The organism is Nitrospina sp. P1_D6 (genome assembly GCF_052156615.1).
Lineage (GTDB): Bacteria > Nitrospinota > Nitrospinia > Nitrospinales > Nitrospinaceae > Nitrospina.
In genome coordinates, this window is record NZ_JBQKUN010000011.1 from 40915 (window position 1) to 55342 (window position 14428).

Annotated in this window: 10 protein-coding genes; 2 read left to right on the plus strand and 8 right to left on the minus strand. The window is 52.2% G+C overall.

Going from position 1 to position 14428, the window contains the following annotated elements; genetic code table 11:
* Positions 1-71 precede the first annotated feature (71 nt).
* Positions 72-1217, plus strand: a complete 1146-nt coding sequence (locus ACTRXA_RS14150) for a glycosyltransferase family 4 protein (protein WP_442427811.1) — start codon at positions 72-74, stop codon at positions 1215-1217.
* A 22-nt stretch (positions 1218-1239) separates the two neighbouring features.
* A complete protein-coding gene (locus ACTRXA_RS14155; protein ID WP_442427812.1) occupies positions 1240-2040 on the plus strand; it encodes a transporter in 801 nt (266 codons plus the stop codon).
* Between the two features lie 48 nt (positions 2041-2088).
* On the opposite strand, the gene ACTRXA_RS14160 is transcribed toward ACTRXA_RS14155, so the two are convergent.
* The 8 genes from ACTRXA_RS14160 to ACTRXA_RS14195 all read right to left on the minus strand — a co-directional run bounded on the left by ACTRXA_RS14160 (position 2089) and on the right by ACTRXA_RS14195 (position 14220).
* Positions 2089-3291 carry a response regulator gene (locus ACTRXA_RS14160; protein ID WP_442427813.1) on the minus strand — a complete coding sequence of 401 codons (1203 nt, stop codon included), beginning with the start codon at positions 3289-3291 and terminating at the stop codon, positions 2089-2091.
* Complete coding sequence (locus tag ACTRXA_RS14165) at positions 3284-6007, minus strand: MASE1 domain-containing protein (protein WP_442427814.1); 2724 nt, start codon at positions 6005-6007, stop codon at positions 3284-3286. Before ACTRXA_RS14165 ends, ACTRXA_RS14160 begins: the two co-directional genes overlap by 8 nt.
* A gap of 451 nt (positions 6008-6458) precedes the next feature.
* Entirely contained in the window at positions 6459-7661 is a 1203-nt protein-coding gene (locus ACTRXA_RS14170; protein WP_442427815.1) for a response regulator, read from the minus strand.
* 190 nt (positions 7662-7851) lie between these two features.
* A complete protein-coding gene (locus ACTRXA_RS14175; protein WP_442427816.1) occupies positions 7852-10569 on the minus strand; it encodes an MASE1 domain-containing protein in 2718 nt (905 codons plus the stop codon).
* 503 nt (positions 10570-11072) lie between these two features.
* A complete protein-coding gene (locus ACTRXA_RS14180; RefSeq protein ID WP_442427817.1) occupies positions 11073-11510 on the minus strand; it encodes a tetratricopeptide repeat protein in 438 nt (145 codons plus the stop codon).
* 170 nt (positions 11511-11680) lie between these two features.
* The gene (locus ACTRXA_RS14185; protein WP_442427818.1) at positions 11681-12154 is read right to left on the minus strand and encodes a tetratricopeptide repeat-containing protein; all 474 of its coding nucleotides are present in this window, start codon (positions 12152-12154) and stop codon (positions 11681-11683) included.
* A 530-nt stretch (positions 12155-12684) separates the two neighbouring features.
* Positions 12685-12897 (minus strand): hypothetical protein, encoded by a 213-nt coding sequence (locus ACTRXA_RS14190; protein WP_442427819.1) that lies wholly within the window; start codon positions 12895-12897, stop codon positions 12685-12687.
* A 318-nt stretch (positions 12898-13215) separates the two neighbouring features.
* Positions 13216-14220: an ethylbenzene dehydrogenase-related protein gene (locus ACTRXA_RS14195; RefSeq protein WP_442427820.1), complete on the minus strand. Its 1005-nt coding sequence runs from the start codon at positions 14218-14220 to the stop codon at positions 13216-13218.
* Between the last annotated feature and the right edge of the window lie 208 nt (positions 14221-14428).

The window sequence follows — 14428 nt, forward strand, 5'->3', positions numbered from 1 at the left end:
AAATCCCGCAAATTGTATATAACTATTTGAATCCAAATAGTCTTTCGGCTTGGGAGGAGGGCCGTTTTCGTTTGAAACTGATCGTCAACACAGAGATCCTCACGCCTCCTTTACGGGGTATCGGAAATTACTTATTTCACCTCCTGCAGGGACTGAAAAGCCAGGCGACGATGGGGACGGTGATGTGTTTCAACGGCTCCGACCGGCTGTTGACGATCGATGAAGTCACCGACAACCTCAAAGCCACCCCCATCAATCCGGAAGCCATCGCATGCCGCGAGTCGCTGTGTGAAGCCCCCCGCGAATCGATCGATGCCCGGTTCCGGGAGTTGACCCGGCCGCATACCGATGCCCTGTACCTGGAACCGGAATGCCTGTTCCGTCCGTTTGAAGGGCGGACGGTACCCATCCTTTACGACCTTTCGCCAATCCAGCATCCCGAGTTTCACCGGCAGGCCTACTGCACGATGATGCAGACCTACGCCCCCGCCTGCCTGGAACGGGCGGCACATGTTTTTACGGTGTCCGAATTCACTCGTACTGAAATCATTTCAGCGTGGGGTTTGTCGCGGGAAAAGATCACCATTATTCCTCCCGGTGTTTCGCCTTTGTTTCATCCGCGCCAACCTGAGGAAGTGGAGGCGGTGCGTGCCAAGTACAATCTGCCGACGCATTACCTGCTGACGGTCGGCACGCTGGAACCCAAAAAGAACCAGACCAACCTGATTGCCGCCTATTCCCGACTGCCGGAAAGTTTGCGAAAAGATTACCCGCTGGTGATGGTGGGTGCACCGGGGTGGGGCACCGAGCGCCTGCAGGCGGTCATCCGGTCGTACCACCACCCGGACGAATTGTTCTACCTGGGATACGTTGAGGAGAACGATCTGCCGCTTCTTTACAGTGGAGCGTACGGATTCGTGTATGTGTCGGTCTATGAAGGATTCGGGATGTGCCTGCTGGAGGCCATGGCCAGCGGCGTACCGGTGCTGACTTCCAACCAGTCCGCCCTGCCGGAAATGGTCAACAAGGCGGCATTGCTGACCAATCCCCTCAACCTGAACTCCCTGACTGCCAACCTGGAACGTTTGATCCGGGATGATGATTTCCGGTCCAACGCGCGGTTGTTGGGGCCCGAGAAATCCCGAAACTACTCCTGGGAGTCCAGTGCCCGGGAAATGGCACAGGCATTGTGCAGAATTTCCGAAACCGTTTCCTGAAACCCAAACGGGAGTTGACTTGATGCGAAACATTATAATGGGACACATCCTGGCCACCCTGTTGCTGGCAGCCACGCCATTGTGGGCGGCGGAACCTTCCCCCATCGTCACCGACCGTCCGGGGCAATCCGACGCGAGCAGTGTGGTCGCACCCGGAACACTTCAAATCGAAACGGGTTATTTCCTGACCCACGACGACGACGGCGGACATGCAACCACGCACCTTCTTCCGGAACCGTTGTTTCGTCTGGGTGTGCTGGAGTGGCTGGAACTGCGTTTTTTCCTGGACGGTTACATCGCACAGGATGTCACCGGCGGTCCCGATGCCTCCGGCTTCGGCGACGGCAACATAGGCACCAAGTTTTATTTCTGGGGGCCCGAGGGCTTGCGGCCTGAGTTCGCCCTCGACTGGGGGGTCGCCCTGCCTTTTGGTGACGATGAAGTGTCGCGCCAGCGTTACGACCCTTTTGTGCGCCTCCTCTTTACCAATGTGATCACAAAACGCTTCAGCATCACATACAATCTGGGCGCAGAATGGAACACCACCACCTTGGGCAGCGGAGCGCGTGAAACGCTGGGTGCCTACACGTATACCTTTTCTCCTGCATATGTGCTCACACCGGAATGGAGTGTTTTTGCGGAGGTGTTCGGCTCGGTGCCGATGGACCCGGCGGACGATGCACACACCTTCAATGGCGGGGTGTTGTGGCTGATCACCCCCGACTGGCAGTTCGACCTGTCAGCCGGTGTGGGGCTGAATGACGCGGCAAACGACCTGTTCATCCGGGCCGGACTTTCCACCCGCTGGGGAAACCTGTTCTGATCGGGATTTCCGGGACACACCAGGAAAACGAGGGGGGGGTCGGGGAGATCACTCCTCAACCAGCACCTGGATGGGTTCCTTGATGCCGGTTATGAGGTGATGATTTTTCAATAGAAGCAGTTTTGCCTGGGTGATGATCTGCCCCGGTGAGAGCAACAGCGTGCCGTCCACCGAGTCCACGCGCTTGGCGATGACGTGACCTACCTTGAGCCCTTCGAGGGTGACGGACTTCACCCGCTTTTTTTCATCTTCCTGAACCTGATTCTGGAAATGGTCGTACAAGGTGCGGAGAAGATCCATATCGTAATGAGACTTGCGTTCCTTCATCTTCTCCAGGGCCTGCACGCGGGTTAGCCCCGAGGCTTCCAATTCCACGAGGTCGAACACCAGGACCAGGATCCGCGAGCCCAATGGAATGGACTTGCCTTCCAGGGTCCCGGGCGGATAACCGGAACCATCGAACCCCTTCCTGTGATACAACACGATTTTGGACACATCCTTGAGGTGCGGAATGTTTTCCAGAAGCTTCATGCTGGTCTTGGGGATGTTGCGAAACAATTCTTCTTCCCGGACCGAGAGGGGCGCTTTTTTATTTTTTTTGTAAAGGATGTGCGGCGGTATGGTGATGTTGCCGATGGGTGCCAGCATGGCCGCCAGTTCCAACTGCCATGTTTCCTCGTATTCCAGGACGTTTGCGATTTCCCTCACCACTTCCCGCACCCGCGTACCCCGGCTGAACAGGTTGCTGTCGAAGTTGGTCAGAAGCTCCATCAGGATGGACACGCTGCCGTTGAGAGTCTCTTCCAGCACTTCACGGGTTTTGTCGTATTGTGTTTTGAGTGAGCGGCGGAGATAAAGGAGTTCCAGGTGGTTGCGCACGCGGGCGCATACTTCCTCCTGTTGAATGGGCTTGCGGATGTAATCGACGCCCCCCGCCTGAAACCCTTCCACCACGTCCTGGGTTTCACGACGGGCGGTGATGAAGATGACGGGAATGTTGAGGCCGATTTCCGTGGCCTTCAATCGCCGGCAGGTCTCGAAGCCATCGATACCCGGCATCATGACATCGAGCAGGATCAGGTCCGGCATCAGTTCCGGCACGATCTCGAGGGTTTCATTGCCACTGGAGGCAAAGGCGAGGCGATAGCCCTCCGGCTCCAAAGCACCCCTTAAAACCGCAAGGTTGGAAGGGGTGTCGTCCACGAGCAAAATGCGTTTATTGGTTTGGTCAAACTTCTGGTATTCAGCCATGCCCTACGGTGTCTAGTACTTTAAGGATGCCATCTTTGTCAAAATTTTCGGCCAAAGCTTTAAGGTGAGACGCAAGTTGAGGTCCCTGTGGTTGGATCTTCTCGATTTCAGTCAACTGCTTCTCCATCTCTGCAATCATACCTAATTTTGCCATCTTTTTCAGGTTAAGTAATAAAAAATCAGGAACCTTCACTTTGGAAAAATTCACTTCGGAATCTGCTGACTTCGGTTTTTCTATATCGTCCAGTGCCCGGCTTTTCTTTCCATGCTCAAATTCCACGCGGAGTACATCTTGCAGGGCCTTGAGAAGTTCCTCCCGCAAAAATGGTTTCCCGATAAATCCATCCACACCTTCCTTCAAAAACCGGTCACGTTCGTGCCTGTAATTGGAGGCGGTGACGATTACGATGCGGATGTCCTGGTTTTCATGCTGGATGGCCTTCGCCGCTTCCAGACCGTTGAGTTGCGGCATTTTGAAATCCATAAAAATGATATCCGGCTTCCACCCGCCGGCCATTTCGATGCCTTCTTTTCCCGAATAAGCCTTTTGGACTTCCACTCCGATATCCATGAGCATTTCGGACAAAACGTCGACGTTGGCCTCATTGTCGTCCACAACCAGTGCCCTCACCGGGTGCCTCGGGCTGAGCCGCAATACGGTGGAAAGGCTCTCGACGGCCCTTTCTTTTTTCTCCATCACAGGAGGCAGGGGCAGGGTGAAGCGGAACAGCGATCCTTTGCCCACCTCGGACTCCACTTCCAACTCACCGTCCATCATATTTGCAAGCCGCTGGGAGATGGTCAATCCCAATCCCGTTCCCCCGCGCTCCATCCCTTCCCAGTTCTGTTCGTAATAATTGAATATTGTTTTCTGCTGATCCCTGTAGATGCCAATCCCCGTGTCCGTGACCTCGAATTGGTACACATCCTCACCCTTTCGCTGGACATGGAAGGAGACCGCCCCCTCATCGGTGAATTTAAGCGCGTTATCCAGCAGGTTTATGAGGATCTGCCGCAGTTTACCCTGGTCACCATGCACCCATTCGTCCTTGTTGCTCAGGTCATTGCGCAAGTCGAACTCAATTCCTTTTTCATCACACCGGACCCGGAAGATATCGGCCAGGTCACTCACCATGGAACTGAGGCTCAGGTCCTGTTTGTTCAACTTCAATTTACCGGCTTCGATTTTGGAAAAATCCAGAATATCGTTTATCAGGTCCAACAGGTGATGCCCGGCTTTCTGGATACCTTCCATCTTGACCCGCTGGTCCCGGTTGAGCTCCTGATCCTTGGTCAGAATCTGGGTGTAACCGAGGATGGCGTTCATGGGGGTGCGGATTTCATGGCTCATGCTGGAGAGAAAAACGCTTTTGGCCCGGTTGGCCTGCTCGGCTTTTTCGCGTGCTGCGACGATTTCGCGCTGGATTTCCTTTTTTTCCGAGATGTCGAGGGCCACCGCCAGGATCCAGTCCTCCCCGTCCACCCGGGCCAGCTGCAAGCGAACTTCAACCGGATAGGTGCTGCCATCTTTTCGCCGGTGAAGGGTCTCGATCACCGGTCGCGGGTTGTCGCCGCTTTTAATGCTTTCAAACAATTCCTCCAGCCGGCTTTCATTGAACTCCGGCGCGATGGCAATTGGAGTGCACGCCTGCAACTCCTCAAGGGAATACCCCAGGTTCTGGCGCGCGCCCTGATTGACATAGACAAATTGATAGGTTTCGGGATCAGCCAGATAGATTTCATGAAATGCCTGACTGAGCAGGTTTCCCAACTGGATGGACTGACGGGTAGCCTCGAGAACACGGTTCAGCAGGGAATGAAGCAGGTAGGCTGTCATCATGAGTCCGAACAGGTAACCCTGGAGCAAGAGCACGCTTTTATCATGGTCGGTTTCGACCGGGTAATCGGTCAGTCCGATGCCCCAGATGGTCAACAGGCTCACCCCAACCATGACCACGACCCCGCCCACCTGTCGGAACCGGAAAATCGACCACACAAGCAACGGAAAAGACAAAAGAATGAGCGGGTATTCCTGAAAAGTGATGGGCGTGTGGAAAATAATCCGGGCACCTGCGTAGAGCAACCCCGCAAGCAGGACCGCCTCCACTTTTTTCTGCGAAGTCAGCGGCTGCAGACGCGATGTCTGAAACGCGGTGAAAAAAGGTGTGACCATGAGGACTCCCAGACTGTCGCCCAGCCATCCGGTGATCCAGGAAATGCCATACTGGTCCAGAGTGATGATGTCGGCCCAGACCAGTGCCGTCACAGTGAAATTAGTATGGATGAGGCTGTTCAACAAGCCGCCCACGAAGACGAATACGGTCAGGTCCCGCAGGTGATGGAGGGGATGAAGATTCCTCAGCCATCGCCGTTGAATGTAACCGCCGGTCCAGGTCTGGAGAGTCGCGCCGAAAGCAATGAGGACAGCGACCCCGACCAGAACTGGAAGGGAGAGGTGCGAGGCGGGGTGGGGATGCAGTCCCAACCAGTATATCAAGGTAAGAAAAAAGGCTCCTGCAAAGACTCCCGGTAAAACGCGGTAGCCGAACAGGAGATGAAAGCCCAGTGCGACTCCCAGCGGAAGAAAAACGGGAAACGAATGTCCATGAAAATGGGTGAGTGAGGCAAGCAAACAACCGCTTAAAATATAAGATGCCATCACCAGCACATTGGCGTGAAACGCTGTAAAACTATTCAATATGGCGGGAGATCTCATGACCCGGCACCTTAAATTTTGGAAGAGAGGGAACCCCACCCTCCCCATTTACCTTCCAAGTGCCCGCGCAACTTGAACCCGGCATTTCTCCAGGAAAAAGATACCAATGCGTCGTGGCAATCATATTAAGAACGGTTCGCTGGACTCATCCTTGACCTTCGGAAGGCCCCGCCCCTTCCGGTGCTTTCAGGGATACCTGGCCAGAATGATGTTTTTTTCTTCTTTTCAGGTTAAGGCAATTTATATAAATATGGTATATCAAATAACCGGCCTTCGGATTTCGGAGAGGGCATTCCGGAGGGCCCCTTCCAATATTCCTGAAAACCCCCACCCTACCGGGCTAGTGCCTCCTTTTTGAAAGAATTTGATACAGTCCTCCGCGCCGCAATCCAGAGATACTTTGGTCCGAATATCCTGCTTCCCTTATTTGCATTTCTTCTTTCAAGCCGATTCAGGTTTCCAAAACCAGAATGGGCTCCTTGATGCCGACGAACTCCTTATGATTTTTCAATAGCATCATGTGCAGTTCCGTGATGGTCTGACCGGGGTTGAGCAGGATCATTCCTTCCTTGTTTTCAATTTTGTCGGCGAGCACCAGGCCGGTTTTCAGTTCCTCAAAAGAAATGGATTTCTCCACCTTCGGGGACTGTTCAAGGATGTGCTCCTGCCGGTCAATGAAGACCCTGAATTTTGCCATCAGGAAAGGGTCATACTGTTTGGGGTTTTCTTCCAGCCGTTCGACGGCGCGGGCCCCCTCCAGACCATTCAATTCTGCGAAAACGAAATCCGACAACAACTTTAGAACCCGCGACTCAATCGGCAGACCTTCTCTTTGAGGGCCATCCTCCGGGAATCCACTTCCGTCATATCCCTTTTGATGAAAGCGTACGATTTTCGAAATTGCTTTCAGATGGGGAATCTTTTCCAGCAACCGGGCTCCCGCCTCGGGAACCCGGATGAGCATGTCCTTTTCCACCGGGGACAGGCTTCTGTTTTCCCGGTATCGGGCAATCGTGTCCGGCGGCAGGGTGACCAGCCCCAGCGGCAGAAACATGGCGGCGATTTCCAGCGTGGTGGTGTCCTCGAACCCAAGGGCCGAACCGCATTCCTTCACCAGTTGGCGCAGCCGCGCGGCATGGTTGAACAAGTTGGGATCAAACCCCGCAAGAACCTGGTGGAAGATGTTCAAACTTCCAGTCAGAGTTTGCTCCAGAAGTTCCTGCGTATGGTGGACTTGAGTCTCCAGCGTTCGTCTGAGGGTGATCAGCTCCATGTGGCTTCGAACGCGGGCGCGCACTTCTTCATGCTGGAATGGCTTGGTTATGTAATCGATCCCACCGGCATCAAATCCCGCCAAAAGGTCCGGGGTGTCCGTGCGAGCGGTCACAAAAACGACGGGGATGCCTTTGCCTGTTTCGGATTTCTTGAGGCGGCGGCAGGTTTCGAAGCCATCGATCCCGGGCATCATGACATCCAGCAGTATCAGGTCCGGTTTCAGTTCGGGGACGATGCCCAAGGCGTCTTCACCTGTGGCTGCAAACGCGAGTTCGTATCCTTCTTCCTGCAAAGTTCCCCGCAATACCTCCAGGTTTGCGGGTTGGTCATCGACCAGCAGAACCATCCATGAATTATCCCCGGCCTTGTAATCCGTCATCCCGCCCCTCTTTCATCCACAAGGTCCATTTCTGTGATGCAACATCCATGGTAAAACATCGTTAAACAATTTTATGCCACAATTCGCAAGACTCCACCCCTGAAAATACAGCGTCTGCTTTGGGCACCCCACCCTTGATGAATTACAAACGAATTTAAGCTTTTCAACTTGAATTGCAATTCCAAGGAGTCTAGGAGGGATGCTCGAGAGTGCAGGTTTCCAGTAGTTTCATTATGCCGTTTTTATCAAAATTTTCAGCCTTCTCCCGAAGTTGCGCAGCCATTTCGACCCCTTCGGGTCCCAAGGATTCGACGTCCTTTAAAACTTCTTCAAACTGACTCATGATTCCCAGGCGGGCGAACTTTTTCAGTTTTGACAGGAGCGGTCCGGGCAGGGCCAGCGGAGCGGTTTGTCTGTTTTTCTCAGGAAAGGGATCCGTCGTTTTTTCCGTTTCTTTCCGGTATACGAACTCGAGGCCCAATAAATCATGCAAGGACTTGAACACCTCTCCGCGCATGAAGGGTTTTGCAATGAATCCCTGCACTCCCTCCCTCAAAAACCGTTCCTTTTCATGGCGGTAGCTGGATGCGGTGACCATGACAATTTTGGTGGATTCCTCGCTTAGGTTGTTTTGGACCATTTTTGCGGTATCCAGACCATTGAGTCCCGGCATCCGGTAGTCCATGAAAATGATATCGGGTTTCCAGGCCAGGGCACTGTCGATGGCATCCCAGCCGCTGACCACCGCCTGGCATTCAATGCCGATTTCGGTGAGCATTTCCTGCATGACTTCGATGTTGGACTGGTTGTCATCCACAATTAGGGCGCGGACGGATTGGTCCGCAGCCAGCGCAACCACATGTTCGTAATCGCGATGGTCTTCCATGGGCCGCTCCTGAGCGGAAGGGAGCTTTATGGAAAAGAAGAACCGGGAACCCCATCCGGGGTAGGATTCCAGCTTCAGCTCCCCACCCATCAGCTCCACCTGCCGCCTGGAAATGGACAGGCCCAAACCGGTTCCGCCCTTTTCCTGACCGTTCTGGTTCTGGATGAAATAATCGAACACATCTTCCTGCTTTTCGAGGGGGATGCCACATCCGGTGTCGACGACTTCGAATAAATATTGATCCTTCCTTTCCTCGGTAACGCGAAAAAACACTTTGCCCTGATCGGTGAATTTAACGGCGTTCTCAAGCAGGTTGATGAGAATCTGCCGGAGTTTCCCCTGGTCGCCTTCCACCCAACGCCTCTGCCCGCTGAAACTGTATTCCACCTTCAAGGTCAGGTGGTTCCTTTCACAACGGTTGTGGAATATCACCTGCAAATCCCCAATCAGGCCGGACAGACTGAATTGCGCTACGTTCAACTCCATTTTCCCGGCTTCGATTTTGGAGAAATCCAGGATGTCGTTGATCAGGCCGAGAAGATGGTTGCCTGCTTTCTGGATTCCATCCACCCGCTTTTTCTGGTCGGTCGACAAGGTGTCGTCACGCTCCAGAATCTGCACGTAACCCAGAATGGCGTTCATGGGTGTGCGGATTTCGTGGCTCATGTTGGATATGAACATGCTTTTGGCCTGGTTTGCCTCCTCGGCGCGAACGCGGGCGTTGACGATGGCGTCCTGCGCCAGGCGTTTGTCGGTCGTGTCCGTGGCGATGAGGGTCAGGTATTTCTTGTTGCCGAAAGTCGCAATGTTCACATAGGCTTCGATGGGGTAAGTCGAGCCGTTCCGGCATTTGTGAATCGCTTCCACCCGCTCCATCCTGTCCGGGTCCTCCAGCAAACGGTCGACCAGTTGGTTCAACTCCTGGCGGGTTATTCCCTGGGTGAAATCCAAAGGCTTCATTTGCAGGATATCTTCCATGTAATAGCCCAGCCTCTTGCACGCACCCTGGTTGACAAATACGTATTTCATGGATTCCAGCTCGATCACGTAGATTTCATTGATCGCCCGGTTCAGCAGAACCCCGAACTTTTCGGACTCGCTTTGATGCTGGTAGCTGGTGGCAATGGTGGCGCCCAGAATGAGGGACATGGCGGCCAGCACAAACAAGTACAGTTGAAGCAGGATGACAGCCGTTTCGACGGGTTTGGGACCCATGGGCCCGCGGCCCTCCGCCGTACCCCAGATGGCGATCAAGGCGGTGTACAGGATGGCCAGGATGGCCCCGGGCTGGCGAAAACGAAGCGCCGCCCATACCAGAACCGGAAACAACAGGTAAACCAGGGGATAATCGGTCTGCTCCAACCAGGGCCCGTACACCACCTGGCCCACGATGTACAGCACCAGGGCCAGGAGCACGGCCTCCCGACCCGATTTTGGCGGCAGCGGGATACGGTTCTTTTTCTGAAAAACCAGAAAAAACGGGGTGATGTGCATGACCGCGAGCAGGTTCGACAGCCAACTGATGACCCAGTACGACCCCATTCCGGAACCGGGAATTTGCCCGGAAAGATTAAAGAGAATAAGCGACCAAAACGGAAAGATTTGCGTGGAAAGGGCGGCCACACCAAACACAAATATCATTACCTCACTGATGCCATTGAGGGGCGTGTCCTTCTCCAGCCACTTCTGAACCAGGGTGGCGCCAACCCACACCTGAAGGAAGCTCCCCAGGGCCAACAAGGCGGAGAATCCCAGCATTTGCACCTGGTCGAAATCCGCAAATTGGGTCTGGCCGGACCAGAAAAAGAAAGCGGTGGTGCCCAACAAAATGCCGGGGGTCACTCGGTGGGAATACAGCAGGTAGGCCCCCAGGGCGATACCGTGAGGAATATGAATGACCAGGTTGGTGCTGAGCGGGTGCGCCAACCTGGTCATCAGTATCCCACTAAAAAATATCAGGAGTGTGACAATCAGGTTGTGCTTCAGTACCTGTAAATTTGTTTGGGAGTTTTCTTTCGCCATGAGTTTGCCTTCATCACGAACATCAAAAGCCGCCGTCAAATTTTTAATGGTAATGGTGGGGTATTCATTTGCATTGGCGGCAGGCACCCTCCCTGGTTCCTTCGAATTAAACAATTCTCACATATTCAAAGAGAAACGGAAAGCCTTTTTTGACATACCGATAGATAAGCCAGGGCGTCTATTCTTGTACTTAAAAACAATGGGTGGGCCACGAAGGGCCGTCTGAGGTGGGGATTTAATTTGCGTTGCCAGGCGGAAATTCTCCCGGACCAAAACCACAGCAGGTGGAGGGGTCCGGATTTGGCGTCTTGCCAGGATGACCATTCGTGCCCATCAAGGGAAGAAACCATCGACAGTTAAAAAGTTCCTTAAAGAGCCTGCGGGCGGCTCTTCAATTCACAGGGGCAAACTCCTTAAAGGTACCGTTACGGGAAACAGGTTTTTGACGTATTTCCCCAGGGGCTGGTGGACCCAACCCTCGCCCTTGGAATGGCAACCCGAAATCAAGCAACGGCCTGGCCCATTCGAGAAAAAAGGGATTTTATTTTTCTTTCAATTTCGTGGGCCATATCCCCCATACCGGACTGACGCGCAATCTGGTGGGCCCGCTCAAAAAACTGGATGGCTTTTTCATATTCTCCCTGCCCTGCCAGTGCCAGACCCAGATTGTTGCAGGTCTGCGCAAGAAGCGGATGATCCGGACTGCAAACCCGGTGAAAGCCCTGCAATGCCTGGTACATGTTTTGCGCGGCCATGGCATAATCCTTTTTCTTGAAAAATATACTCCCGATGTTACTGTAAATAAAAGAGGCTTCAGGATGGTATTCGCCACAGGTTTTGATCCGTTCATTGAGGGCCTGACTGTAATAACCCACTGCCTGGTCAAAAAGTCCATTTGCCTGAGCTTCTTTACCCAACCGTACCCATTCCGTCGAATTCATGATTTCCTCCGCTGTTTTTACTTGAGTCGCTTGCCTTTTTTCGGGATCCGTTCCCGAGTCCCCCGGAACCCTGGGTCAAGCTCTCTCGGTTCCTATTATTTATATTTACAGAATAGGTAAATATAATGATGATTGCAACCCTAAAATTGATAAAAAAGCATTTATTCTTTTTAATTTTCCGTAACCGCTTGTTTTTTTATGGGGTTTGGTTTCGAGGAATTTCCAATTTGAACGAAAAGATCGGCAATCATCCCTTCCAGGTCCGGAACCGGGTCATTCATTCCATTTTTCTTATAAATGGATAAAGCCTTTTCAAAATATTGGATGGCTTTTTCGGGATCTCCATCCTGCCGACAAACCTTACCCAGATTATGGAAGGCTTCAGCCAGCATGGGGTGTTTGGGATCGCAAATTTTAGACAGGGTTTTTAAAGAATCTTCCAGGTATTTAATGGCTTTGGCCGTATCGCCCTTTTGAACCCAAAGGTTACCCAGACTGTTTTTAATAAAGGCCACATCAGGGTGAAACTTACCCAGGGACTCCTCATTCGCTGTTAAAGACTTCTGGAACCATTCCAATGCCTCATCCAGGCGCCCCTGAATTTGTGCATTTTTCCCTTTTAAAAACAAATCTGTGGCAATCATAAGCTTTCCTCTCCGCTGGTATTTCCTTTAAAACCGGGCGTTCTCCCTGCCCCCCTCCTTGCAGAGAAGAGATTCCAATTCATCTTCGAAAATCCATTTTTAAATGTTTATGGAAATAAACTAAATTTAGGTTAAGGGCTTCCAAATAATTTGGAAAGCGGAATTTAATAAAAACAATAAAATTCCAGCAATTACCAACTTAACTTTATTATTTTCAATCTTTTATAATTATTCCATCTGAACTTTTATTAAGTCAAATTGGACAAAATAAAACTCCAAACCGATTTTAAATTTATTTTGGATATTAAAATTTACACTTGTTCGGACTCTTTCAAACAAATTCTATTCGGTTTTTGTTTCAAATAAAACCGGTAACCATTTCAAACCCTGCTACTTCAAAGAATTAAAAACAATCCGGGACGCATTTCCCGGCAGTGGGTGAAATCGGTTTGATAAATGGGGGAATTTTTTGGAAATGGAAAGGTAATTTCAAAAAGAAGGGGTTGGGGATAATTGAGGAGGGGCTTTAACTAAGGAGTATCTCTTTTTTCAATACCTTGAATTATCACCCGTCCAACCATGCGGCCCGCCACATTGGGTGCCTGGGTGCGTAAATATTCTTTTACTTTTAGAACGGCATCACGGTCGTCCAATGCTTTCACAAACATGCTGAAATCATCTTCTGTTTGGGTGTCATCAACCACAATCACCCCACGAATTTTAAAAAAATGTTCTTTCATCATAAAAAGGGGTTTGTTTTTGGGACTGTAAAAGAGGTAACAGATTATGGCTTTTTTGCCAAGGACTGAATGAGTCGTGGGGGGGGACAGGAGATTCCGACCAAGAGGGAAGGAAGGGTAAGGTATTTCGCATTCCATGCACGGATTGGAAAGAATCGCCCGGGTCAAAGGCGATTCTTTTAACCACGGAAATAACAAACCCCCTTCACTCTTTAGCCGACTGTAAACCCTAAGGGAGGATGGGTTGTAAAAACTCCCGGAAGCCCGGGGGAACGGGACTTCCGGGAGCGCTACCAGTCTTGAAAAAGGAATGCCCTTCGGTCAGTACTTCAGGGTATTCCAGGCCGTAATGGCTTTCTGGCCATTGCGTTCCTTGTTGGCACCGTTCCAGATGGCGATGGACATCGGCGTGCTGTTGCCGGTGAACTGGACGTCATTGGCATCCTCGGTCTTCAAAGGTCGTTTGAAAACCACGGCCCAACGATCGTTGTTCCAGTTGCCTTCACCATCCACATCCTGGTTGGCCTGCGTGGTCAGCGTGCTGAAACCCTCGGCGTTGAGGTCTTCAACCGGAGACCGCCGCATGGATGCGTCGGACATGATGTTGTGGGTGGCCCGGCCCGGGTTGTAAACACCTTCGTTTTTACCCATGCCCAGGTCCACGTAGGTGGAACGTTTAACGATATCGCCAGCACCACCGGTATGAACACCTTCATTGGTGCGCTCATCCTTGCTGCCAGACATACCAGGCTTCAGGGCACCTTTCAGCAACAGGCCTCCATCCGGCTCATACATGTAGTAACCACTGGAACCCATTGCCATGTTGGTGTAATAGTCTTCCAGATCCTGCATGCCTTCGTTTCCGGCCCGTCCAGCGGCTTCTTTGTTCCAGGTCGCTTTCCATTGCCAGATGTTGACACGCTCGCCTTCAGAGCCCATGGTGAAAGGAGGCTCACTGCCTGCCTTCACCGGGAACATCAGCGCGGCCTGGTCCTTGTAATGCTGGGACCGGACCATGATGTCGTCGCGGACACCGTCATTCCACTCCAGGCGAACTGCGATTTCCTTGTCATTGCGTGCCGCCTTGACGTTCACCCACTTCGTAGCCGGGTTCGGCCACATCGGGTTGGTGATCATCTGCGGGTCCAAATCAATCACCACTCCCTTTTCTTTCGTGGGGCCATAAGCAGACCAGAAAGGATCGGTCGGGTCGATTGGAATATTTCCCTTGCCGACATTCAGGGCTTCGATGGTTGCTGCAGAAGACACCATCGCACCACCCAGAACGAATGCGGCAATCGATGCGAATACTACGCTTTTTTTCATTTTCACGGTTTTCCTCCTGTTAAGCAGTTTCCGGGTTTGAAAGCGCATCCCCTCCCGTTCCAAACCAGGTTCAAACCGCCTCCCGGAACAGGGCATAGTGCCCTGTTCCGGAGCGGCAGATGATACCCGACTTAGAACGCACCAGGATGCTCTTCGGGCCGGACATAGAAAGGTTCTTCAACCGTGACACGGATGATCTCCTTACCCT

Excerpts from the sequence above, each read along its gene's own strand:
- ACTRXA_RS14155 (WP_442427812.1), top strand. The coding sequence starts at position 1,240 with ATGCGAAACATTATAATGGGACACATCCTGGCCACCCTGTTGCTGGCA.
- ACTRXA_RS14160 (WP_442427813.1), bottom strand. The coding sequence starts at position 3,291 with ATGGCTGAATACCAGAAGTTTGACCAAACCAATAAACGCATTTTGCTC.
- ACTRXA_RS14165 (WP_442427814.1), bottom strand. The coding sequence starts at position 6,007 with ATGAGATCTCCCGCCATATTGAATAGTTTTACAGCGTTTCACGCCAAT.
- ACTRXA_RS14170 (WP_442427815.1), bottom strand. The coding sequence starts at position 7,661 with ATGACGGATTACAAGGCCGGGGATAATTCATGGATGGTTCTGCTGGTC.
- ACTRXA_RS14175 (WP_442427816.1), bottom strand. The coding sequence starts at position 10,569 with ATGGCGAAAGAAAACTCCCAAACAAATTTACAGGTACTGAAGCACAAC.
- ACTRXA_RS14180 (WP_442427817.1), bottom strand. The coding sequence starts at position 11,510 with ATGAATTCGACGGAATGGGTACGGTTGGGTAAAGAAGCTCAGGCAAAT.
- ACTRXA_RS14185 (WP_442427818.1), bottom strand. The coding sequence starts at position 12,154 with ATGATTGCCACAGATTTGTTTTTAAAAGGGAAAAATGCACAAATTCAG.
- ACTRXA_RS14190 (WP_442427819.1), bottom strand. The coding sequence starts at position 12,897 with ATGATGAAAGAACATTTTTTTAAAATTCGTGGGGTGATTGTGGTTGAT.
- ACTRXA_RS14195 (WP_442427820.1), bottom strand. The coding sequence starts at position 14,220 with ATGAAAAAAAGCGTAGTATTCGCATCGATTGCCGCATTCGTTCTGGGT.